General features: G+C 68.2%; 20 protein-coding genes and 1 pseudogene. 6 read left to right on the top strand and 15 right to left on the bottom strand.

What is annotated here, in order from left to right:
• Positions 1-2: 2 nt before the first annotated feature.
• Together treZ and treY are read right to left on the bottom strand one after the other, a co-directional pair.
• Positions 3-1,787, bottom strand: a complete 1,785-nt coding sequence (gene treZ / locus G333_RS0112985; protein ID WP_019628643.1) for a malto-oligosyltrehalose trehalohydrolase — start codon at positions 1,785-1,787, stop codon at positions 3-5.
• Positions 1,784-4,507 (bottom strand): malto-oligosyltrehalose synthase, encoded by a 2,724-nt coding sequence (treY, locus tag G333_RS0112990; RefSeq protein WP_026340965.1) that lies wholly within the window; start codon positions 4,505-4,507, stop codon positions 1,784-1,786. The genes treZ and treY overlap by 4 nt, the downstream gene beginning before the upstream one ends.
• A gap of 211 nt (positions 4,508-4,718) precedes the next feature.
• On the opposite strand from treY, the gene G333_RS0112995 reads away from it, so the two are divergent.
• A complete protein-coding gene (locus G333_RS0112995; RefSeq protein ID WP_018168608.1) occupies positions 4,719-5,195 on the top strand; it encodes a hypothetical protein in 477 nt (158 codons plus the stop codon).
• A 97-nt stretch (positions 5,196-5,292) separates the two neighbouring features.
• Complete coding sequence (locus G333_RS0113000; RefSeq protein ID WP_018950689.1) at positions 5,293-5,607, top strand: hypothetical protein; 315 nt, start codon at positions 5,293-5,295, stop codon at positions 5,605-5,607.
• 107 nt (positions 5,608-5,714) lie between these two features.
• Here the strand turns inward: G333_RS0113000 and ettA are convergent, their stop codons facing one another.
• The 3 genes from ettA to G333_RS0113015 all read right to left on the bottom strand — a co-directional run bounded on the left by ettA (position 5,715) and on the right by G333_RS0113015 (position 9,164).
• Positions 5,715-7,382: an energy-dependent translational throttle protein EttA gene (gene ettA, locus G333_RS0113005; RefSeq protein WP_018950690.1), complete on the bottom strand. Its 1,668-nt coding sequence runs from the start codon at positions 7,380-7,382 to the stop codon at positions 5,715-5,717.
• Positions 7,383-7,594: 212 nt separating this feature from the next.
• Positions 7,595-8,221, bottom strand: coding sequence for an isochorismate family cysteine hydrolase YcaC (gene ycaC, locus G333_RS0113010; RefSeq protein ID WP_018174436.1), 627 nt, complete (start codon positions 8,219-8,221; stop codon positions 7,595-7,597).
• Positions 8,222-8,291: 70 nt separating this feature from the next.
• Complete coding sequence (locus tag G333_RS0113015; protein WP_018950691.1) at positions 8,292-9,164, bottom strand: pirin family protein; 873 nt, start codon at positions 9,162-9,164, stop codon at positions 8,292-8,294.
• Between the two features lie 109 nt (positions 9,165-9,273).
• Here G333_RS0113015 and G333_RS0113020 point away from each other — a divergent pair, with 109 nt between their 5' ends.
• The 3 genes and pseudogenes from G333_RS0113020 to G333_RS0113030 all read left to right on the top strand — a co-directional run bounded on the left by G333_RS0113020 (position 9,274) and on the right by G333_RS0113030 (position 11,222).
• Positions 9,274-10,185 (top strand): LysR family transcriptional regulator, encoded by a 912-nt coding sequence (locus G333_RS0113020; RefSeq protein WP_018950692.1) that lies wholly within the window; start codon positions 9,274-9,276, stop codon positions 10,183-10,185.
• Between the two features lie 226 nt (positions 10,186-10,411).
• Positions 10,412-10,809, top strand: a pseudogene (gene crcB, locus G333_RS14385) (fluoride efflux transporter CrcB).
• On the top strand, positions 10,806-11,222 hold the full coding sequence (locus G333_RS0113030) for a CrcB family protein (protein ID WP_018950694.1): 417 nt from the start codon (positions 10,806-10,808) through the stop codon (positions 11,220-11,222). Before crcB ends, G333_RS0113030 begins: the two are co-directional and overlap by 4 nt.
• 13 nt (positions 11,223-11,235) lie before the next feature.
• Here G333_RS0113030 and G333_RS0113035 read toward each other — a convergent pair whose 3' ends face one another.
• Complete coding sequence (locus tag G333_RS0113035; RefSeq protein ID WP_019628645.1) at positions 11,236-13,944, bottom strand: cation-transporting P-type ATPase; 2,709 nt, start codon at positions 13,942-13,944, stop codon at positions 11,236-11,238.
• 156 nt (positions 13,945-14,100) lie between these two features.
• On the opposite strand from G333_RS0113035, the gene G333_RS0113040 reads away from it, so the two are divergent.
• Positions 14,101-15,003 carry an alpha/beta hydrolase gene (locus G333_RS0113040; RefSeq protein ID WP_019571982.1) on the top strand — a complete coding sequence of 301 codons (903 nt, stop codon included), beginning with the start codon at positions 14,101-14,103 and terminating at the stop codon, positions 15,001-15,003.
• A gap of 106 nt (positions 15,004-15,109) precedes the next feature.
• On the opposite strand, the gene G333_RS0113045 is transcribed toward G333_RS0113040, so the two are convergent.
• From G333_RS0113045 to G333_RS0113085, 9 genes are read right to left on the bottom strand one after another with little or no spacing between them, the layout of a single operon-like run.
• On the bottom strand, positions 15,110-16,828 hold the full coding sequence (locus G333_RS0113045) for a proton-conducting transporter membrane subunit (protein WP_019628646.1): 1,719 nt from the start codon (positions 16,826-16,828) through the stop codon (positions 15,110-15,112).
• On the bottom strand, positions 16,825-18,345 hold the full coding sequence (locus tag G333_RS0113050; protein WP_018177031.1) for a complex I subunit 5 family protein: 1,521 nt from the start codon (positions 18,343-18,345) through the stop codon (positions 16,825-16,827). Before G333_RS0113050 ends, G333_RS0113045 begins: the two co-directional genes overlap by 4 nt.
• Positions 18,345-19,829 (bottom strand): complex I subunit 5 family protein, encoded by a 1,485-nt coding sequence (locus G333_RS0113055; RefSeq protein WP_026340966.1) that lies wholly within the window; start codon positions 19,827-19,829, stop codon positions 18,345-18,347. Before G333_RS0113055 ends, G333_RS0113050 begins: the two co-directional genes overlap by 1 nt.
• Complete coding sequence (locus tag G333_RS0113060) at positions 19,826-20,254, bottom strand: NADH-quinone oxidoreductase subunit K (RefSeq protein ID WP_018144327.1); 429 nt, start codon at positions 20,252-20,254, stop codon at positions 19,826-19,828. Before G333_RS0113060 ends, G333_RS0113055 begins: the two co-directional genes overlap by 4 nt.
• A complete protein-coding gene (locus tag G333_RS0113065) occupies positions 20,251-21,246 on the bottom strand; it encodes a hydrogenase subunit MbhD domain-containing protein (RefSeq protein ID WP_019628648.1) in 996 nt (331 codons plus the stop codon). The genes G333_RS0113060 and G333_RS0113065 overlap by 4 nt, the downstream gene beginning before the upstream one ends.
• The gene (locus G333_RS0113070) at positions 21,243-21,539 is read right to left on the bottom strand and encodes a monovalent cation/H(+) antiporter subunit G (RefSeq protein ID WP_018168620.1); all 297 of its coding nucleotides are present in this window, start codon (positions 21,537-21,539) and stop codon (positions 21,243-21,245) included. The genes G333_RS0113065 and G333_RS0113070 overlap by 4 nt, the downstream gene beginning before the upstream one ends.
• Complete coding sequence (locus tag G333_RS0113075) at positions 21,529-21,855, bottom strand: monovalent cation/H+ antiporter complex subunit F (RefSeq protein ID WP_019628649.1); 327 nt, start codon at positions 21,853-21,855, stop codon at positions 21,529-21,531. The genes G333_RS0113070 and G333_RS0113075 overlap by 11 nt, the downstream gene beginning before the upstream one ends.
• A complete protein-coding gene (locus G333_RS0113080; protein WP_019628650.1) occupies positions 21,852-22,415 on the bottom strand; it encodes a Na+/H+ antiporter subunit E in 564 nt (187 codons plus the stop codon). The genes G333_RS0113075 and G333_RS0113080 overlap by 4 nt, the downstream gene beginning before the upstream one ends.
• Before the next feature lie 43 nt (positions 22,416-22,458).
• Positions 22,459-23,028 carry an invasion associated locus B family protein gene (locus G333_RS0113085; protein WP_081624542.1) on the bottom strand — a complete coding sequence of 190 codons (570 nt, stop codon included), beginning with the start codon at positions 23,026-23,028 and terminating at the stop codon, positions 22,459-22,461.
• Positions 23,029-23,105 lie beyond the last annotated feature (77 nt).

The following is a 23,105-nucleotide window of genomic DNA, read 5'->3' on the forward strand; positions in this document are numbered from 1 at the left end:
GATCACTCCTTTGACATGGACGGTTGGCCGGGCAGGCAGGAGGGGGCAGGCGCGTCCAGGATCACGACGGACTCGCCGGGCAGCTCCAGGGTGTCCGGACCCACCACGATACCTGTATCGGACTGGAGCAGGAGGTGCCCGGCCGCGACGCCCGGGCACGCCAGCCGTTGCGGGGCAGGGTGCAGGTTGCACACCACCCGCAGTCCCGACCGGTGCACGATCAACCAGCGTGCCGCCTCGTCGAAATGCGCCTCGATCGCCTCCAGACGGTCGTCGCCGAACGCCGAGTGGGCATGCCTCAGGGCGATCAGGGCCCGGTACCACTGCAAGATGTCGGCATGCGGCTCGCGTTCGAGCTCGTCCCAGTCCAGGCGGGATTGTTCGAAGGTCTCGATGGATTGCGGGTCCGGGATGCTGCCGGCATCGGTGTCCCGCCGGAAGGCCGCGAACTCGCGCTGGCGGCCTTCGGTCACCGCGCGCCCCAGGTCGGTGTCCGTGTGATCGGTGAAATACAAAAACGGCGTCGCGGCCGCCCATTCCTCCCCCTGGAACAGCATGGGCACGAAGGGACTGGTCATCACCAGGGCCGCTCCAATCTTCAGTAGTCCCGGCGAGACGCCTTCACTGATTCGGTCCCCCAGGGCCCGATTGCCAACCTGGTCGTGGTTTTGCAGGCAGCCGATGAACCGCCGGCCGGGCAGGTCGGAGGCCGGTCGCCCGTGGGTACGCCGGCGATAGTGGGAGTAGCGCCCGTCATAGACGAGGCCTCGCGTCAGCGCCCGGGCGACATCCGCCAGGCGTCCGAAGTCCGCGTAGTACCCGTCGGATTCCCTGGTCAGCAGGGCATGCAGTGCGTGATGGAAGTCCTCGTTCCACTGCGCGTCCAGCCCGTAGCCGCCGGCCTCTACCGGCCGCGCCACGCGCGGGTCGTTACGGTCGTTCTCCGCGATCACCACCAGATGCCGCCCGAGCGCCCGCCCCAGGCGCTGCACCTCGGCGGCGAGTTGCTCCAGGAAATGGGTGGCCGAGGTATCGACAATCGCGTGTACCGCGTCGATGCGCAGGCCGTCGAGGTGGTAGTCGCGCAGCCACATCAGGGCGTTGTAGATGAAGAAGCGGCGCACGCTATCGCTGTCGGGGCCGTCGAGGTTCACGGCGTCGCCCCACGGGGTTTGGTAGTGGTCGGTGAAATAGGGGCCGAACTGCGCCAGGTAGTTGCCATCCGGGCCGAGGTGGTTGTAGACCACGTCCAGCAGCACCGCGATGCCGCGGCGGTGGCAGGCATCCACCAGCCGTTTCAGGCCATCGGGGCCCCCGTAGGCGTGGTGCGGTGCGTACAGGTCGACCCCGTCGTAGCCCCAGCCGCGCTCGCCGGGGAATGCCGCCACCGGCATCAGCTCCAGGTGGGTGATGCCGAGGTCGACCAGGTGATCGAGGCGGTCGATCACGCCGTCGAAGCTGCCTTCCGGGGTAAAAGTGCCGACGTGGATCTCCTGGATCACCGCCGCGGCCAGCGGCGGCGCCTGCCAGCCGGCGTCGTTCCAGACGAAGCGGGAATGCTCCAGCCAGCGCGACGGGCCGTGCACGCCCTGCGGCTGCCAGGCTGAGCGCGGGTCGGGGAACGGGCCGTTGCCGTCGACGCGGAAGGCATAGTCGCTGCCGTGCACCACCCGCGAGGTCTGCAGCGACCACCAGCCGTCCGCGCGGCGGTCCATTGGCATGCGGCTGCCACCGCACTCCAGTTCGACCTGATTCGCCTCGGGGGCCCACACGCGCACGGTCGTCATTGCGTTGCCTCCTCGCGTTCGAGCAGGGCCACCGGAAACGCATCGAGGATCTCCGCGACCGGGCAGTCGCCGCCTTGCAGAGCCTCGCCGGACAGTCGGTTGTGCCAGGTGCCGGGCGGCAGCCGCAGGCGGGTGTCGAGCCAGTCGCCCGCCAGGCCGAGCACCAGGCGCGGCACCAGCACCAGGGCGCCTTCGCCGCGCAGGTAGGCGATCGCATGCCCGGCGCGTTCGCCACTGGCGCGCAGCGGGGTGTAGGCCGCATCCGGGCGGAACCACTCCGGGTGGCGGCGGCGCAGGGCCAGGGCCTGGTGCGTCACCCACTGCTTGGGCAGGCCCTCATCGGCGCGGGCGCTGATCTGCGCCGGCGAGAGGTGGGCGAGTTTCTCCAGCAGCCGGGCGCGCGTCTCGAAGTCCACCGGGCGGCGGTTGTCCGGATCGACCAGGCTCAGGTCCCACAGCTCGCTGCCCTGGTAGATGTCCGGGATGCCCGGCGCGGTGAGCTTGATCAGGGTCTGCGCCAGGCTGTTGGTGCGGCCGGGAGCGACCAGCGGCTGCAGGAACGACTCCAGCGATTCGCGAAACCCCGGGTCGTCCAGGGTGCCGGCCACGAAATCGTGCAGGGCCTGCTCGTAGTCCTCCTGCGGATGGGTCCAGCTGGTGTGCTGCTTGGCCTCGCGGGCGGCCTTTTCCATGTAGGCCGTGATGCGCTCGGCGTCGATCGGCCAGGCGCCGACCAGCGTTTGGTAGTACAGGTACTCGGTGGCCGGGTCCGGCCACCCACCACTGCGGTGGCGGGCGTTGTGACGCATCCAGCGACGCACGCTCCTGGCCCAGGCCTCCGGCATCTCGGAGAGCAGCAGCAGGCGGGCGCGTACGTCCTCGCTGCGCTTGGTGTCATGGGTCGAGGTGGCCAGCATCGCCTCGGGGTGCAGCGCCCGGGCCCGGGCGCTGGCCTCGTGGAATTCGTCCACCGACAACCCGAAGCTTCCCGGGCCGCCGCCGACCTCGTTGAGTGCCGTCAGGCGGTGGAAGCGGTACAGCGCGGTATCCTCTACGCCCTTGGCCATCGCCGGGCCTGTCAGCTGCTGGAAGCGCAGGGCGAGCTCGGTCTCGCGCTCGCCAGGGATGCGCAGCAGAAGCAGGTTGCGCAGGAACTGCAGCAGCTCGCTGTCCAGCTCCGGGCGGCGCTCGGCGGCCTGCTGGATCGCGGTCTCCACGCAGCCGACGTCGGCCGCCGTCACGCCGCCTTCGCGTGGGGTGACGTAGGTGCGGTAGACCGGGAAGCAGGCCGCCGCCTCCAGCAGGGCGAGGTACAACTCGTGGCGGGTGTAGTCGCGGTGGCGGCGGTGGCGTTCGCAGATATCCACGAACAGCGAGCTCAGGCGATTGAGTTCGCTGCCGAGCAGGTCCTTGAGTACCTGCCGCTTGGATTCGTAGACCAGTCCGGGGTAGTCGGATCCCTCGCCGGTGAGCTCCTCGAAGAGCCGCGTCAGCGGGGCCTCGCCGGCCGGGTCCGCGAACAGCCCCTGCACGCGGTTGAGGAAGTCGTAGCCGGTGGTGCCGGCGATCGGCCAGTCGCCCGGCAGCTGTTCGCCGGGCTCGAGGATCTTCTCGGCGACGATCCAGGTGTCCGGACAGGTGCGGTGCAACTGGTTGAAGTACTGCCCGGGGTCGCGCAGGCCGTCCGGGTGGTCGACCCGCAGGCCGTGCACCGAGCCTTCCGCCACCCAGCGGACCGGCAACGCATGCACGGCCTGGAATACCTCCTCCTTCTCCTGACGCAGCCCGGCCAGGTCGTTGATGTCGAAAAACCGCCGGTAGCCAAGGTCGCGTCCGGCGGTGCGCCACCAGGCCAGCCGGTAGTTCTGTTTTTCGATCAGCGCGTCCAGGGCATCGGGGTCGGCGTTGATCCGTTCGACCTCGGCCGCGATTGCCTCGGCGGCTGCCGGGTCCTGGCGGGTCGTGTCGTCCAGAAGCTGGCGGATCACGTCCTGGTCGCGGTGGCGCCGTGCCACCGAATGGTGTGCGATCAGATGCGGCTGTGGCAGGCGGGCACAGGATTCCGCGAGAAAGCCCAGCAGCTCGATACCGGTGGCGCGACAGGCGCGGTCGAGCAGCTCGTTGAGCGAAGAGGGGTCCAGCGGGAAGCGGTGTTCGTAATGGGCGAGGTCGAACAGCCCGGCGCCATATTGCAGGCGGATCTCGCCGGCCTCGAGGACACGGCCGTAATGATCGCCCAGCACCGGGAGCAGGACCTTGTTCGGCCAGCGCTCCTCCGAGGACTCCCAGTCGACGTCGAAGTACGTCGCAAACGGGCTGGACGGGCCGTTCTCCAGCACATCCCACCACCACGGGTTCTGGTCCCCGGCCACCGCCATGTGGTTGGGCACGATGTCCAGTACCAGCCCCATCCCGGCGGCGTCCAGCGCCGCGCACAGGCGCTGGCGTGCCGGTTCGCCGCCAAGCTCTTCGTTGACCCGCGAGGGGTCGACCACGTCGTAGCCGTGGCTGCTGCCGCGCACCGCCTGCAGGATCGGCGACAGATAGACATGCGAAACCCCCAGCCGCGCGAGATAGGGAACAATCGCGGCCGCGTCGTCCAGCGTGAACCCTGGGTGCATCTGCAGGCGACAAGTCGCGATTCGCTCGGGTTGGGCCTGTCGCCTCTCGCAGCCGTCCGAGGACCCCGCGCTTCCTGTACTGCTGATGGATCCCTGCATCGCCCTCCGTCCCGAAGGCAGACCGGCCGGACAATCCGGCCGCTAACCCGAATATGGACCACATCCCGAACGAAGGGAATCCGCATCGCCGGCCAACGCCCAGAAACTGGGGCACGGCCGTCGGGATGGACCGCATGGCAGGAGGCAGGAGCTTCGCGGGGTGATGGGGTAAGCTTCCGGCATACCCCTACCCATGCGAAGGAGCTCCCGTATGCGTCGAGCGCTGGTCCTGCCCGCCTGTCTGGTCTCGTTGTTTTCCGTTGCGCTGGTTTCCGGGAATGCCCACGCGGCCGGGGCCGCGACACTGGTCCTGGAGGGCGATGAGTACGTGCTGGAGATGGAGGTCTGTGATTTCTCGGGTGAGTCGGATGACCGCTACCAGACGCTGGTGGCGCGCGCGGATACGGATCGCGGCCCGCTGCGGGTGTTCGCCTCGCGCAATGCGGTTGCGGGGATGCTGACGCACTCGGTGTCGCTGCAGTTTGGGGACTTTCGTGCGGGTGGCGAGGTGCTGGAGGCCAATCGGACCCGCATGGGCCAGCAGTGGATTAGTGCCGCCGGAGGTGCTGCCGAGCCGCTGATCCAGATCGACGGAAGCGAACTGCAGGCCGACGGCCGATTCGCGGATATGGAGATGACGGGGGAGCCGGTGGACGGGCGCCTGACCGCGACCTGCGATCGCCGGTAGGGTTGGCGGGCCAAGCGCAGCCGTTGCATTATTTTCGGGCGGTTGGGCGCGCACACGCCTGACCACCTGACGTATCGAGTTTCAGGAGGCGGCCGAAATGATCAAGGAGTCGGACTGGAAGCGGTTCAGCCGGTTGAAGGAAACCGCGCTGGATCGTTACTGCGAACGAGCCCTGGCCAATTGCCGGGCGACGATGGAACAGGACGACCGGTCGAATCACGAACGCTTTCTGGGTCTCTATCAGCAGTTGAACGAAGCGAACGAGCGGCTTGCATTCATCTTCGATGGCCATGCCCGCTCGAAGGCGCTGGATCAGTTCAGGTGTATGCGGCGCGAAGGGCTGATCGAAGATGCAGAGCTGGAAGGGTTTACGGAGGCATTCCTGGAGCAGACTCGGCCGGTTAGCCCGTAGCCTCGGCGCGGGCTGGCCCGATGCAGCAGGCATTGACGGTGACCATATGGCCAATGTTCCGGGGCGGAAAGCCGAAGGCCCGGCGGGTGCCGGGCCTTCGGGGTGGATCAGGAGGCGAGTCGCTTGTACTTGACCCGGTGCGGCTGGTCGGCCGCGGCGCCCAGGCGCTTGTGGCGGTCCTCCTCGTACTCCTGGTAGTTGCCGTCGAAGAACACCACGTTGCCGTCTTCCTCGAACGCGAGGATGTGCGTGGCGATGCGGTCGAGGAACCAGCGATCATGCGAGATCACGATCACGGAGCCGGGGAAGTCCAGCAGCGCCTCTTCCAGCGCGCGCAGGGTCTCCACGTCCAAGTCGTTGGTCGGTTCGTCGAGCAGCAGGAAGTTGCCGCCGCTTTGCAGCAGCTTGGCCAGGTGCACGCGGTTGCGCTCCCCACCGGAGAGATCCTTCATGCGCTTTTGCTGGTCGGTGCCCTTGAAGTTGAAGCGGCCGACGTAGGCGCGTGACGGCATCTGGAAGTTGCCGACCTGGATGATGTCCTGGCCGTTGGAGATCTCCTCCCAGACGGTCTTCTCGTCCTGCAGGGCATCGCGGCTCTGGTCGACATACGCCAGCTGCACGGTTTCGCCCAGTTCGATGGTCCCTTCGTCCGGTTGTTCCTGGCCGGCGATCATGCGGAACAGGGTGGTCTTGCCCACGCCGTTCGGGCCGATCACACCAATCAGCGCCCCGCGCGGAACGGAGAGAGACAGGCCCTGGTAGAGCACGCGATCGCCGAAGTGCTTGGACAGGTTGTCCACCTCCAGCACCTTGTCGCCCAGACGCGGGCCCGGCGGGATGTAGATCTCCTTGGTCTCGGAGCGCTTCTGGTAGTCGGTGGAGGCGATCTCCTCGAAGCGCTTCAGGCGGGCCTTGCTCTTGGCACCACGGCCCTTCGGGTTGGAGCGCACCCACTCGAGCTCGGATTCCATCGCCTTCACGCGGGCGGCCTCGGCCTTTTCTTCCTGCTTCAGGCGCTTTTCCTTCTGTTCCAGCCACTGCGAGTAGTTGCCCTGGAACGGGATGCCCTGGCCACGGTCGAGCTCGAGGATCCAGCCAGCGACGTTGTCGAGGAAGTAGCGGTCATGGGTGACGGCGACCACGGTGCCCTGGAACTCCTGCAGGAAGCGCTCGAGCCAGGCGACGGACTCGGCGTCCAGGTGGTTGGTCGGCTCGTCGAGGATCAGCATGTCCGGGCTGGACAGCAGCAGCCGGCAAAGCGCCACGCGCCGGCGCTCACCGCCGGACAGGGTCTTTACGTCGGCATCCCACGGCGGCAGGCGCAGGGCGTCGGCGGCGACCTCCAGCTTGCGCTCGAGGTTGTGGCCGTCAGCGGCCTCGATCTTCGCCTCCAGCTCGCCCTGCTTGGCGGCCAGGGCATCAAAGTCCGCATCCGGCTCGGCATAGGCGGCGTATACCTGATCCAGCTCGGCCAGGGCCTCCTTGACCGGCGCCACGGCCTCTTCCACGTTGCCGCGCACGTCCTTGCTCTCGTCGAGCTGCGGCTCCTGCGGCAGGTAGCCGATGTTGATGCCCGGCTGCGGGCGCGCCTCGCCGACGATGTCGGTATCCACGCCGGCCATGATGCGCAGCAGGGTGGATTTCCCCGCGCCGTTGTAACCCAGCACGCCGATCTTGGCGCCCGGGAAGAAGTTCAGGTTGATGTCCTTGAGGATGTACTTCTTTGGCGGGACGATCTTGCCCACGCCGTTCATGGTGAAGATGTACTGCGCCATGATGCTCCTGCGACGAATGCGGTTTGAATGAGGGCAGGCCCTTTACGGCCCTTGCTGGGCCCGCACTTTACCATCCCGGCAATCCGGAGGCGCATGTCCCCGGTGATCCCGGACCTTGTGAAGGCCTCCTTGGCGTCAGGTCGCCGGGGCCGCATCGATAAAAACGGAAAAGGGCGGGCGCCGCGATGGCCCCCGTCCCGATAGCTCATGGCTCACGCGTTGCGCGCGAAGTAGCTGGTCATCAGGTTGCGGTAGTTGGGGATGTGCTCGGAGAGCAGCGATCCCAGGCCTTCGACATCATTGCGCCAGTCGCGGTGCAGTTCGCAGGCCATCGCAAACCAGCCCATCAGCTGCACGCCGGCGGCCTCCATGCGGGACCAGGCGGAATCGCGGGTGGTCTTGTTGAAGGTGCCCGAGGCGTCGGTCACGACGAACACGTCGTAGCCCTCCTCGATGGCGGACAGCGCCGGGAAGGCCACGCAGACCTCCGTGACGACACCGGCGATGATCAGCTGCTTCTTGCCGGTGGCCTTCACTGCAGCCAGGAATTCCTCGTTGTCCCAGGCGTTGATATTGCCCGGACGCGCGATGTAGGGGGCGTCGGGGAACATCTCCTTCAGTTCCGGCACCAGTGGTCCATTGGGGCCGGCCTCGAAGCTGGTGGTCAGGATGGTGGGCAACCCGAAGTACCGGCCGCAGGCAGCCGTGGCCAGCACGTTGTTCTTGAATTCGCTGGGTTCGAAGTCCTGGACCAGCGAGATCAGACCGGACTGGTGATCGACCAGCAGCAGCGCGGCATCGTCCTTGTCGAGGCGGCGGTAGGTGTAGTCGTGATTCATATCGTTCTCCTTGTGAAGGCCTGCCGGGCAGGCATGAAAGTCCGCGACGCGGGTGCGCCGCGGGGTTGGGTCAAGTGGATGGGGCGGAGTCCTGCAGGCGGCCCTCGCGATAGTCGCGGATGGCCTGACGGATCTCGTCCGGGGTGTTCATGACGAAGGGCCCCTGGCCGACGACGGGCTCGTCGATGGGTTCGCCGGACAGGACCAGGACGGTGGCGTCGTTATTGGATTCGACGATTACCCCCTCGTGTTCCGCACTCAGCATCACCAGCTGGCCGCCGCGCGCGATCTCGCTGCCGTTCACCTGAACGGTGCCGTGCAGTACCACCAGCATGGAGTTCCAGCCGTGCGGCAGGTCCAGGCGGACTTCGCCATCGCGCTCCAGGCGCAGGTCCCACACCTGCATCGGGCTGAAGGTGCGGGCCGGCCCTGGCTGCCCGGCATATTCGCCGGCAATGACTCGCAGCCGCCCCGCGGCGTCCGGCAGTGCGATCTCCGGGATGTCGCTGACGCCCAGGTGCTGATAGCCCGGTGCGGTCATCTTGTATCGGGACGGCAGGTTGACCCAGAGCTGCACCATCTCCAGCCGCCCGCCGGTGCGGGTGAAGCGCCGGGAATGGAACTCCTCGTGCAGGATGCCGGCACCGGCGGTCATCCACTGCACATCGCCCGGTCCGATAACGCCGCCGGCCCCGGTGGAGTCGGCATGTTCCACCTCGCCATCCAGCACGATGGTGACGGTCTCGAACCCCCGGTGCGGATGTTCTCCGACGCCGCGCGGCCGGGTCGCGGGTTCGAAATCCATGGGCCCGGCATGGTCGAGCAACAGGAACGGGCTCACGTGGCGGCCGTGACTCTGGTAGGAAAACAGCGAACGCACGGGAAAGCCGTTGCCGACCCAGTGGCGGGGTGGGGCGCTGTATGTACCCAGGATGGTCTTCATGTCGTTCTCCTCGAAAGGTCGTGAGTTATGACCTGACGAGAATCCTGACAGCGGGACGGTGGCGCTGGTAGTACGCAAAAATTACACTCACCGTTCCATAATCGGAACGATGAAGATGCAGGACCTCAACGATCTCTACTATTTCGCCCGCGTGGTCGAGCACGGCGGGTTTGCCCCCGCTGCACGGGCACTGGGCGAGCCCAAGTCCAAGCTCAGTCGCCGGATCGCGGCGCTGGAAGAACGCCTGGGGGTGCGCCTGTTGCAGCGCTCCACCCGGCAGGTCGGCGTCACCGAGATCGGGCGCATCTACCATGGCTTCTGCAAGGCCATGCTGGTGCAGGCGGAGGCCGCGCAGGACGCCATCGACGGCCTGCGCGACGAGCCCTGTGGCACGGTCAAGCTGAGCTGTCCGGTCGCACTGCTGGATGCCCGGGTGGCGACCATGCTGGCGGAATACCAGCGCCGTTACCCGCGGGTGCAGCTGCACCTGGACGCGACCAACCGCCGCGTGGACGTCATCGAGGAAGGCTTCGATATCGCCATCCGCGTGGAGCCGCCGCCGCTGGAGGACAGCGAGCTTGTCCTGCGCGTCCTGGCCGACCGGGCCCAGCGGCTGGTGGCGAGCCCCGACCTGCTTCAGCGTGAGGGCTCGCCACAGGTGCCCGCGGATCTCGCAGACCTCCCCAGCCTCGCACTGAGCCGGCCGCAGGCACGCTATCAGTGGCACCTTGTCGGGCCCGACGGTGGCGAGGCCTGGATTGCCCACCAGCCGCGCCTGGTCACGCGCAGCATGACGGCCCTGCGGATTGCCGCCTGCCACGGGGTCGGGATCGTGCAGTTGCCGACCATGATGATGACCACGGAGCTGGCGGAGGGCCGTCTGGTTACGGTGCTGGAGGACTGGGCCCCGCCGCGCGAGATCGTGCATGCGGTGTTCCCGTCGCGCCGCGGTCAGCTACCGGCCGTGCGCGGCCTGATCGATCATCTGGCCGAAGGCTTTGCCACTCTCGACGAGGATTGAGATCTGCGGCGCGGCCGCCTGGATGTGCGGTCAGTCGCCATCGCGCCTTTGTCGAAGGGGTGTCGCTTCGGTGGGCGGTTCCGGACCCGCGGCGACCGCGACGGTTGGCCCCCAGGCGTTTGCGCTGGAATGGGGTCGCGCGAAGGGTACGCGGGTGGGTTCATGAGTCAGTGTTTCCCTGACCCCGATGCTCGAAAGCTTGGGCGGTGCCGCTGACAATGGCGCCATGATCGCGTGGTGGGAGGGCCTGTTGCTGGTGGGAGCCGGGGGTGCGCTGGGGCGCTGGCGCGCTTCTGGCTGTCGCAGTGGATCGACAACCGCACCGGGGGCGGCCGCTTCCCGTGGGGGACGCTGGCGGTGAATGCCTCCGGTGCGCTGCTGATCGGGCTGGCACTGGGATGGACCTCGGGGCCGGCGCTCGCCTCCTGGCTCTGGCTGTTGCTGGTGGTGGGCGTGCTCGGCAGCTTCACCACAGTCTCTTCGTTCAGCCTGCAGGTGCTGGGGGTCGCGGAGCAGGACGGGCTGCGCCCGGCGCTCGTCTACGTCCTGCTGACCCTGGGCGGAGGGCTGTCGCTGGTGGCCATCGGGCACGCGCTGGGCCGCCTGGCAGGTGGCGCGGCGTGACCGGGTATTCGCTGCGTCTCTCGCTATTCGTGGCGCTGGGGGCTGCGCTCGGCAGCATAGCGCGCTACGGCGTCTCCTGGATCGGGCTGCACCTGGCCGGTACCGGCTTTCCCTGGGACACGCTGGCCGTGAACGTGGCCGGATCGTGGCTGATCGGGCTGTATGCGGCGATCAGCGCGCCGGGCGGCTGCCGCCCGGCCTACCCGGTGTTTCGTCACTTCATGCTGGCGGGTGTCTGCGGCGGCTTTACGACCTTCTCGGTGTTCAGTCTCGAGAGCCTGTGGCTGATGCAGTCGGGTGCTGCGGGCCGCGCCGGGCTTTATGTGGCCGTGTCCCTGGTGCTGTGGATCGCCGGGGTGTGGCTGGGTAGCCGCATGGGGCGGCGCTGGAACGCCGCCGCGGCACGAGACTGACCGTCAAGCGGCGCTACTGGTGGGGGTTGAAACCACGCCGGCGCAGCAGCGTCTTTTCGAGTTCGACCAGAGTGAACAGGATCAGGCCGAAGGCGAGGATGCGGGCCCATTCCTCGAGGCCGATGGCGGTGGTGCCGAACAGCAGCTGCAGTGGCGGGGCGTAGGTAAAGAGGCTCTGCAGTACGATCAGGATCCCGATTGCGACCAGGGCCGGTCGGCTGGCGACGAGGCTTGCATGGCTGAGAGCAGGCGCCAGAAGAGAACGGCTGGTAAGCATGAAGAACAGCTGCCCCATCACCAGGGTGTTGATGGCCACCGTGCGGGCGAACTCGTGTTCCGCCCCCTGCTGCTCCAGCCACAGGAAGTGGCCAAAGGCGCCGGCGACCAGCAGGGTGGACACGAAACTGACGCGCCAGAGCAGGAAGCCGGACAAGATAGGCGAATTGGGCGGGCGAGGAGGGCGTTGCATGACGCCCGGCTCGGTAGGTTCGAAGGCCAGCGCCAAGCCGAGGGTAACTGCGCTGACCATGTTGACCCATAGCACCTGCACCGGAGTTAGCGGCAGGGTCAGACCCAGCAAAATGGCAGCGACGATCGTGAAGGCCAGCCCCCCGTTGCTGGGCAGCAGGAACATGATCGCCTTTTTCAGGTTGTCGTAGACAGTTCGGCCTTCTTCGACCGCATTGGCGATGGAGACGAAGTTGTCGTCGGCCAGTACCATTGCGGAGGCCTCGCGTGCGGCCTCGGTGCCCTTCAGCCCCATGGCCACACCAACATCGGCGCGTTTGAGTGCAGGGGAGTCGTTTACGCCGTCACCGGTCATGGCCACCACGTCGCCGTGGCTCTGAATCGCGCGCACGAGGCGTAGTTTGTGCTCCGGTGTGGTACGGGCGAATACGTCGACGCGCTGGACTATCGCCTTGAGGTCATCGTCCGAGGTGTTGTCCAGTTCGTGGCCGACCACCACACCGCCTTTGGTGTTGATGCCCAGTTCGTCGGCGATCGCCCGTGCGGTGACGCCGTGATCGCCGGTGATCATCTTCACGCGGATCCCGGCTCCCTGACAGTGAGCCACCGCTTCGATCGCCTCTTCACGCGGCGGGTCGATGATTCCGCAGACAGCGACCAGGGTGAGCCCCCCGTTCTCGATGTCGCCAAACTCGAGCTCTCGACGGTGCCCTTCCATGCGCCGGGTAGCGAGAGCGAGCAGGCGCTGACCACGGGCGGCGACATCATCCATCCACTGTTGCCAGTGTTCGGAGTCCAGCGGTTCATCCTCATCTTTAGTGCGCTGGTGGCTGCACAGGGACAGCACGCGTTCTGGCGCGCCCTTGAGGAAGAGGAAGGCGTGACCCTCATGATCGTGGTGCAGGGTGGCCATGAACTTGTAGGACGATTCGAACGGGATCACGTCGTCGCGCACAAATTCCTTGTTCACGAGCTTCGGGTCCAGCCCGCCCTTCATCGCCGCGGTGATCAGGGCCCCCTCGGTGGGGTCACCCTCCATGGTCCAGGCGTCGTCCTTCGGGTAGACCTCGGCATCGTTGCACAGGAGGATGCCGCGCAGGATCTCCGCGAGCAGCGGGTCGGATTCCGGATCGGCCTCCTGGCCGTCGCGGGTAATCCCGCCGTGCGGCTCGTAGCCCACCCCGGTCAGCTCGTACTCCGCCGCGGTGGTGACGATGCTCTTCACCGTCATCTCGTTGCGGGTCAGGGTGCCGGTCTTGTCCGAGCAGATGGTGGTGACCGAGCCGAGGGTCTCCACCGCGGGCAGGCGGCGGATGATCGCGTGGCGCGCGGCCATGCGCTGTACCCCGATCGCCAGGGTGATGGTCATGATCGCCGGCAGGCCCTCGGGGATCGCCGCGACTGCGAGGCTGACCGCCGCGAGGAAGGTCTCCACCAGGTCGTAGTCGCGCACCCAGAAGCCAAAGGCGAAGGTGGCCGCGGCCAGTATGCCGATCGCCACCGACAGCCAGCGGCCGAACTGGGCGATCTGGCGCAGCAGCGGCGTCGTCAGGGTCTCCACCTCGCCGATCATGGTGGAGATGCGGCCGATCTCGGTATCGGCCCCGGTGCCGATCACCACGCCGCGCCCCTGGCCGAAGGCGACCAGGGTGCCGGAGTAGGCCATGCACCGCCGATCGCCCAGGTCGGCCTCGGCCTGCACCGGGTCGGTCTGCTTGTCGCTGGCGACCGATTCGCCGGTCAGCGCAGCCTCGTCGATGCGCATGTTGTGCGCGCCAGTCAGGCGCAGGTCCGCCGGGACGCGATCCCCCGCCTGCAGATAGACGATGTCGCCGGGGACCAGCTCTTCCGCCGGGATGCTGCGGCGCTGGCCGTCGCGCAGCACCTGGGCGCGGGGCGAGAGCATTTGGCGGATGGCGTCCAGGGCCTTCTCGGCCTTGCCTTCCTGGATGTAGCCGATGATGGCGTTGATCAGCACCACCCCGAGGATCACGCCGGTATCCAGCCAGTGCCCGAGAAACGCCGTGCCGACGGCCGCGGCGATCAGCACATAGATCAACACGTTGTGGAACTGCAGCAGGAAGCGCTTCAGCGGGCCAGTACGCGCGGTCTCCGGCAGACGGTTGGGGCCTACCTGCTGCAGCCGTTCCTGCGCATCGCTGGATGCGAGCCCGCGATCACTCGCCTCCAGGTGCCGGAGCAACGCGTCGGTCTTCAGTGCGTGCCAGTCGCGTGACGGGTCGCGATCGCTCATGCGTCTCCCGGGGAGGTGATGGCCAGGCAGTCGGTCCGGATGGTTCTATCATGCGCCGAGGCGCCGGCGCTGTCAGGCCGGTCTTCGGTCGCGTGGTGGAATTTTCCCAACACGAACGAGTCTATTTCCGGACCAACAGTCACAGGAGGAATGCCCATGTCCCGCTGGATTGCACTGACCGCCGTCGCGTTCGCCGGAATGTTTACCACCTCGGCGATGGCCGCGGAGAAGGTCACGCTGGAGCACGAGGACCGGACGCTGATCGGTCACATGAAGGAAGGCATGGGCGCGAGCCCCTCCGACGGCGTGGTCCTGATGCTGCACGGTACCCTGGCGCACGGGCGCATGGAGGTGATGGCGGCGGTGCAGGATCTGCTGGCCGACCACGGGCTGAACTCGCTGTCGATCAACCTGAGCTACGGCATCGAAGCGCGCGAGGGCATGTTCGAGTGCGACGCCCCGGTGCGTCACGGGGTCGACGATCACCTGCAGGAAGTCAGCCTGTGGCACGAGTGGCTGCAGGACGAAGGCTACGGCCCGGTCACCCTGTTCGGGCACTCGCGTGGCGGCAACCAGATCGCCCGTTACCTCACCGAGCACGACCCGGACGGTATTCGCGCCCTGGTGCTGGTGGCCGCATCCACCTATGACGAGGACGAGGCAGCGGCCGAGTTCGAGGAGGACAGCGGCCTGCCGCTGCAGGTCATGCTGGATCGTGCCCGCGAGCTGCAGCGCATGAATCAGGAAGAGACCCTGATGGAGGACGTGCGCTTCCTCTACTGCGAGGAACTGGACGTGACCCCGCGCGCCTTCCTTGGCTACTACGAGCCGACCCGCCAGAACGACACCCCCACGGTGATCCGCGGGATGCAGATCCCGACCCTGGTGATCGTCGGCTCCGAGGATGACGTGGTGCCGGACCTGCCGCAGAAGATCGAGGCGGTGAAGGACAGCGGCGACATCACCCTGATGACCGTGGACGGTGCCGATCACTTCTTCCGCGACTTCTTCGCGGATGACGTGGCCGATTTCACCGCGGACTTCATCGATCAGAACTGATCGGCACGGGACCTAGAGGCTAACGAGCGTCTACGGGTCCGAAGCACCTTGAGGCCGGCCCGGGGTTTCCCGGGCCGGCCTTTTCCGTTTCTGGCGTGGCGGAGGACTACCGCGCGAGCAACGTCAGGTAGAGCCCGAGCATCGCGGCGGAGAACAGCAGCCCGATGGTCTCCCATCGGGTCAGGACGCGTTCGGCGTCTTCCAGGCGCTGGCGCAGTTTCAGGCGCAGCACCCGCAGGCGTGCCGGCATCCGGCGCGGCCGAGGTGGTGGCAGGGCCAGATTTCGGTGGGTCCGCCGGGCGACGCTCCAGGCGGCCTCGGACAGGACCGCCAGATCGCCCTCCGGCACGCGCGGGGTCTCGCGGTCACGGATCAGCCGGTAGGCGATGCCGGCGAGGACGAGCCCCAGAGCGATCGGCCACAGCAGGGCCAGGCCATGCAAGTCCCGAGGCTCGACGGGCAGGCCGCCGGGCCCGACGACCAGGACCCCGAACGGGAGCAACAGTCCCATCAGTGCAAGACTGCCCCAGGCCCACCACCGCTGCCGGTCAAGTTCGTCGGTGGGTGCCTGCAGTCCAGCCTGCCAGCGCCACAGGAAACGCAGCAGCAGCACGGTGGTGCCCGCCGCGGCAAGGGTCAGCAGAAATTCTGTATGGGCCAGCCAGCCGGGCAGGGTGTCGGGGGCCAGCGGGCCCTTTAGCGTGTTCTTGGCCAGCGCGCCGCTGGTGAACGGCAGCCCGGCCAGGGCCAGGGCCGGCAACAGGGTGAACAGGACAAAGGCGGCGCGGGCCAGGGGGGTGCCCGGGCACTGGCTCTGCATTCCGGCCGTCAGGAACAGCGCGCCCTTGGCCAGTCCGTGATGCACGGCATACAGCGTGACGGCCGCGAGCAGCCAGCCGCGCGCCTCCGGCAGCAACAGGGCCAGGCCGATGCCGACCGTCATCAGCCCCATCTGCGAGATGCTGGAATAGGCGAGGATGGTCTTCGGTCGCACCTGCAGGACGCCCACCAGCACCCCGAGGAAGGCCGCTGCCAGGCCCAGCAGGACCAGGGTCTCGCCCAGCACTGCATGCCCGGTGGCGTCGAGCGGCAGCAACCGCATCCAGCCCAGCAGGCCGGCCTTGATCATCGCCCCGGACAGCACGGCGCTGGCCGGTACGGGGGCCGCCGGGTGGGCCAGAGGCAGCCAGAAGTGCAGCGGCAGCATGCCGGCCTTGATCCCCAGGCCTACGACCAGCAGTGCGAGCGCCCAGCCCTCGGGGCGGGCGGCTGCCACCGCCGCCAGGCTGGATTGCCCCGCGGCGTGGACGGCCAGGAGCAGGCCCGCGAGCAGCAGGACCTCGCCCAGTACCGCGAGGATCAGGTACACCCGCCCGGCGCGCCACGCCTCCGGCTTTCCGGAGTGGACCACCAGCCCGTAGGCGGAGAGGCTCATCAGGGAGAAAAACAGGTAGAACGATGCCGCGTCCTGCGCGAGGACCAGGCCCAGATTCCCGGCCAGGGCCAGCAGCCAGAACACGTAAAAGCGCTCGCGCCGGGCGTCGTCACGCCGCTCGCCGAGGGCGAATAGTCCGGCTGCCAGCCAAAGGCCTGCAGTCAGGGCCAGAAACGCCCGCCCGGTTGGGTCGACGGCCAGGTGGGTCCCCATCAGCAGGCTATCGAAGGTCGCCTCCAGCCCGGTCGGGGCCAGGGCGGCGAGCAGCAGCCCGGGGAGCGCGGCCCAGGGGACCAGGCGGTTCAGCCGCGCCTGCCCCGGGTGCAGGCCGATAAATACCGCCAGCAGTAACGGCAGCAGTGGGACGGCGAGCAGGAGGGCGCTGCTCACAGCCCGAACTCCGGCAGCGAATAGTCGCGCCGCACGATCAGGCTGACCCAGCCCAGCGGGCTCAGCCCCAGCCCGGCGAAGAGCCCCACCAGCAGGCCCAGCGCAGCGGTGAAGACCACCGGAAACAGCAGCATCCAGTGGGTCTCGAAGCGGGTCGGCCCGGCATGCGCCTGCAGCGGTTCGTGCCACGGCTCGCGGCGCTCACCGAGCCAGCCACGGATCACCGGCGGCAGGAAATAGGCGGCGTTCAGCAGGCTGCTGAGGACCAGCACGCCCAGCACCCAGGGCATGCCGGCCTCCAGCGCCCCCAGCCCCAGGTGCCACTTGGTCACGAATCCTGCCAGCGGTGGCAGGCCGATCATGCCCAGCGCCCCGAGGGTGAAGGCGAGCATGGTCAGCGGCATGCGCCGGCCGACCCCGTCGAGCTCGCTGATGCGGTGGATGCCGAGGGTCTCGGCGAAGTTGCCGGCGCAGAAGAACAGGGTGATTTTGGTGATGCCCTGGTGCACCAGGTGCACCAGTCCGCCGATGATCCCCAGCGGCCCGGCCAGCGCCACGCCGAGGATGATGTAGGAGACCTGGCTGATGGTGGAGAAGGCCAGGCGCTGTTTCAGGTCGTCCGTGCGCAGGGCCTGGATGGAACCGTAGACAATGGTGATCGCCGCCACCACCAAAAGCCCGGCGGTCAGGCCCAGTTCGATGGCCAGCTCGGTTCCATAGACGTCGTTGACGACGCGGATGATGCCGAAGGCGCCGGCCTTGACCACGGCCACGGCGTGCAGCAGCGCGCTCACCGGCGCCGGCGCGACCATCGCGATGGGCAGCCACGAATGCAGCGGCACCAGCGCCGCCTTTACCCCGAAGCCGATCATCAGCAGCACGAACAGGATCTGGAGGGTGGTCGCGTGCGTCTCCGCGAGACCGTCCAGGTACCCGCCCGGGGTGAAGCCCTCGGCTCCGGCCAGGAGCGTGAGCCAGACAATCGCCGTGAACAGCACCAGCCCGCTGGTCAGCGTGTAGGCGAGATAGAGCCGTCCGGCCCGCAGCGCCGCCGGCGTACCGCGATGGACCACCAGCGGCCAGGTCGCCAGCGTCAGGATCTCGTAGAAGATCAGGAAGGTGATCAGGTTGCCGGACAGGGCAATGCCGACCGTCGCACTGACGCACAAGGAGAAAAACCCGAAGAAGCGGCTGCGCCGGGGCGAACCCTCCAGGTAGCCGATCGCGTAGACGGTGGTCACGAACCACAGCACGGCCGAAAGACTCGCGAACAGCAGCGACAACGCATCGGCGGCCAGGACCAGGTCGATGCCCGGCATCAGCGGCAGGCTGAAGCGGTATTCGTCGCCGCGCAGCACCCCGGCCAGCAGGACTCCGACCAGTGCCAGCTTGGTGCCGGCGCCACCCAGGTTCAGCGCGGTACGCAGGCCCTGGCGATGCTCGGGCAGAAAAAAGATCGCGATCCCCGGCCCGAGGGAGCTGAACAGGATCGCGAGCAGCAGCCAGCCGCCGTCCATCAGGGGGCCCCCGGCGTCAGCGCGAGCGTGTTGAGGGTCAGCGTCCCGGCCAGCCCGGCGAGCGCCGCGACAGTCGCCAGGCCCAGCGGTACCCAGTCCATCCACGGCGAGACCGCCTCGCCGGCATCTTCGTGTCCGCGGTGAAAGGCCGGGGCCACCATCCGGAATATGTAGGCCGCCGCGAGCAGGCCGCCGCCGGCGATCGCCAGCACCCACAGCACGCCGATGACGCTACCGGCCAGGACCGTGCCCAGGCCGGCCTCCAGGAGCAGGTACTTGGCGATGAATCCGCCGGTGAACGGCAGCCCCATCAGGCTGACGCCGGCCAGCCCCAGGGCGAAGACCGTGCGCGGCCGCGCCCGCAGTACATCGCCCAGGTCGGCCAGCCGATCATGCCCGGCGGCGTGCTGCAGCGTGCCCGCCGCGAGGAAGACCGAGGCCTTGGCCAGCGCGTGGACGACCGCGAAGAACACCACCACCCGCCAGGCGCCCGGGTCCACCAGCATCAGCGGGAAGGCGATCAGCAGATAACCGAACTGGGCGACGGTGGAATAGGCCACGATCGATTTGAGGCGCCCGGCGCGCAGGGCCTGCAGCGAGCCCCAGACCAGCGCCGCCACGCCCAGCATCCCGACGAGGATGCCGAAGGCCGGGGTGGCCAGCGGGGCGAACACCCCCATCCACAGACGCAGGATCAGGTAGAACGACCCGGTGACCACCAGCCCGGAGAGCACCGCGCTGACCGGCGCCGGGGCCGACGCGTGGGCCGGCGCCAGCCAGACATGCAACGGGAACAGCGCGGCCTTGAGCATGAGCCCGGCGGTCATCAGTACGGCAGCCATGCGTTCTGTGGGGCCCGCTTCGGTGCGGGCCTCCAGCAGCACCAGATCGAGGACCCCGTGCTCCCCGAACAGCAGCACCACCCCCATCAGGAAGCTGAGCGAGCCGAGGATGTTGACTAGCAGATAGCGCACTGCGCCGGAGACCGCGGCGGCCGTTCCGGTGAAGGCGACCAGCGCCACTGCGGATAGCGAGACCACCTCCAGCGTGATGTACAGGTTGAAGGCATCGCCGGAGAGAAACAGCATGTTCAGACCGGCCCACAGCCAGAGCCAGAGCGGCCAGAACTGGCGCCGCTCGATGCGATCATGCACATAGCCCAGGCTGTAGAGGCTGGTCGCCAGCCCCACCACGGCAGTGAGCACCAGCAGGGTCATGGACAGCCCGTCCAGATGCAGCATCAGGCCCAGTGGCGCCTCCCAGCCACCCAGCGCCACCCGCGTCGCGGCGGTCTCCGGATCCGGCCCGGCGTTCAGGAACACTGCGCTCAGGACCAGTACCCAGGCCGTGACCGCGAGCGCCCCCAGCAGGCCGATGCGATGGGCCTGGCGTGGCCAGGCCGTCGCCAGGATCGCCACGGCCAGCGACAGCCCCACCAGCCCGGCGACTCCCGCCGGGAGCCATGCGGCGCTGTCGGGACTCACGAGGGCCGGTCCTCGCTGGAGGCGCGATCGGCCGGGCCGCCATCGGCGTGGTGTTCCTCGCGCGAGATGTCCTCCACCGGGGCGTCGTCATCGGGCGGCCCGGGCAGCATCACCGCGTGGCCGGTCAGGCGCGTCAGATGCACCACCAGGGCCAGGGCGAAGGCGGTTGCGCTGACCGCGACCACAATGCCGGTCAGGGTCAGCGCCTGGGCCACCGGGTCCGGCGGGCCCTCGCCACGGGCCGCCACACCCAGCAGGACCATGAATACGCCCGAGCCCATGATGTTCAGGGCCAGGATGCGCAGCACCAGATGGTGGCGGCGGATCAGCCCGTACAGGCCCAGGGCGAACAGGATCGCTCCCCCGGTGGGATACAGCAGGCCCGGGGCCAGGGTGTGGGCAACCGTCTCGAGTAAGCCGTTCATGCGTCGTCCCCGGCCGGGCGTCCGGCCACGAACAGGGCCACCAGGGTCAGGGCGATGGAGAGCGTCGCCGCGACCTCGATCAGGATGATCAGGGGATAGGCCCAGGCCTCCGCGTAGCCGAGGAAGCCATGCCCGGCGGCAAGGCCGTACAGCCCCACCAGCAGGAACAGGGCGACCCCGGCGGAGATGCCCAGGCGCAGCGGCCCGCCCGGCGCCATCGGCAGCTGGCGGGGCCGCGCCAGTACCAGCAGGATCCCGGCTGCGCCGAGGATGGCCCCGGCCTGGAAGGCCCCGCCGGGGGCGTGGCTCCCGGCCCACAGCACGTACACTCCGGTGACGATCGCGACCGGGACCAGCAGGCGCAGGGTGCCGGGCAGGATCGGGCCCGGGGCCGGACGCGCCGGGATCAGGTCATGTCGCCCCAGCGACCACGCGCCCAGCAGTGCGATCAGGACAATCGCCAGCTCGAGGAAGGTGTCGTAGGCGCGGAAGTTCAGCAGCACCGCGGTGATCGGGTGATCGACGCCCGAGACGTCCATGTGGGCATCCACTACCGGTTCCAGCCCGGTGGAATGCGGCTGGTGCCACAGCGCCGTGACCAGCAGTCCACCGACCACCAGGGCAAAGGTCAAAGCGGGCAGGAAGGTCCGGCGTTCGGGCGGTGGGTCGTGCAGCGCCCGCAGCAGGGCATGCGGCCCGGTGGGGTCGGGCGGGGGCGTATGCGGGCGGCCACTGCGACGTTCCGCCATGATGCTGCGCAGGCGTTCCAGCGTGACCAGAAGCAGGGCACCGGTGATGCCCGCGCCGATCGCGGCCTCGGCGAGCGCGATGTCCGGGGCCTCCAGCCGCACCCAGGCCAGCGCCAGCAGCAATCCGAATGTAATGAACAGCACCACGGCCCGGAACAGGTCGGTACTCGCCAGGCAGCGCCAGGCCACCCCGACGATGCCGGCCAGCAGGACCAGATCGAAGAGGACCAGCAGCCCGTTCATCGATCCGACTCGAACTCCCCGTGGGTCCAGGTTCGTTGCGCCACCATGTGCGCGGCGGTGGTCCCCGCGGCCAGGACCAGAAGCCAGATCAGCAGCAGCTTGAGGATGTCCGCCGGACCGCTGGCCTGGAACATCAGTCCGAGTACCACCAGCCCGAGCCCGACGTTGTCGGCCTTGGTCAACGCATGCAGGCGCGAGTAGACGTCGGGGAAGCGCAGCAGCCCGGCGGTGCCGGCGGCGAAGAACACGAGCCCCGCCAGGATTAGGACCACGGTCAGGGTATTAGCGATCATCGTTCGGCTCCTCCGGCTCGGCGGATTCCGCGTGCTGGCGGTGGATTGGGGTATCCGGTGGTTCCGGCAGGCCGTGCTGGCGGACGAAGGCCACGGCGGCGACCACCGCCAGCAGCGCAAAGACCAGCGCCACATCCACCAGGGCGGATTCCTCCAGTGCCAGCGACAGCAGCAGCAGGATCGTCACCCCGGTGGTGCCGAATAGTTGCGCGGCCAGCATCCGGTCCCCGGAACCCGGCCCGCGCAGTACCCGAACGAGACCCAGCAGGATGGTGCCCAGCAGGAACAGCGCCGCGGCCAGGTAGAAGACGCTCACGAGTTTTGCCCGTTGCGTTTGTCGCGGTCGTCACGCGGGTCGCGGAAGGCGGCCCGGATGCGTCGTTCCAGAGCGATCAGCGCCGCCCGGGTGTCGGCGTCGCGATCCAGCACATGCAGGGTCAACAACCGGCCCTCCAGCCGAATGCTGAGCGTGCCGGGCAACAGGCTAATGACCGCCATGAACAGGGTTAGCGGCGGCCCATGGGCCAGTTCGGTTCGGTAGGTCACGAACGCCGGTTGGATTGGCAGGCGCGGATCCAGGGCGCGGCGCGCGACATCCAGGCCGCCCAGAAACGAGTTGCGAAGAAAAAAGCCCAGCAGGCCGGGCAGGGCGCGCAGGCGTAACGGGAGCGGCCGGCCGGTCGGCAGCAGCAGGCTGGCGCTACCGGCCAGAACGATCGCCAGCAGGGCCAGTGGTTCCAGCAGGGCCTCGTGGCCCGCGAGTACCCACCACAGCAGCGCGGCCGCGGCCGCAGTCCCGATCGCCCGCCTGCCACGTGACCGCGCGCGGCCGGGGAAGCCGAGGCTCGGTTGCGAGGAGCGAGACGCGGGCGTCATCGAGTCGCTGACTGGCGGAGGGGCCGAGGTGATCCTGGCGCTCTTATCTCAGCTCGTTGCTGGCGTCGGTGAACCCCATCAAGGACACGTCAAAGACGAACGGTTGCTCCTGGTGCAGGGCGCGGAAGGCCACGGTCAGGGCCTGCCCGCCTCGGAGCGCGCTCATCTGCTGGCTGTTCAGTTCGCGTCCGGCGACACAGCCCTGCTGCACGCAGGTCACGTAGCCGGCGTCCATTTCCTCGCCCGCGTCATCGACCTGCATGCGGATACCGGGGCGCAGATCCACGCCCAGCGGCACCAGCACCTCGATCACATGCTGGTCACCTTCACGGCGGATGGTGGCCTGCAGAAAGAGCCCCTGCGCCTGTTCGTCCTGAATCTGCAGGGTCTGCTGCATCTGGCAGCGCTCGCCGTTCGGGGTGTCGATGCAGGCGACCTCCCAGTCCTGGTAGACGGTGGTTTCCGGCTCCTGCTGCACGGGCTGCTGCGGTTGGCCGGGTTGTCCCATGTCCTGCGCCGCCCCCGGGGCGGCGAGGCCCGCGAGCAACAGCGCAACAATGGCAACGAATGGGCTGCGGCGGACGTGTCGAAAAGGCTGGATGGCCATAGGCATGATCAGGGTGGTCTCCGATGTTGAAACGTGGTCCTACTCTAGCGCGCCAGGCAAGGGACTGCTTTGAACCGGTCTCG

Source organism: Thioalkalivibrio sp. AKL10, assembly GCF_000381845.1.
GTDB lineage: Bacteria > Pseudomonadota > Gammaproteobacteria > Ectothiorhodospirales > Ectothiorhodospiraceae > Thioalkalivibrio > Thioalkalivibrio versutus.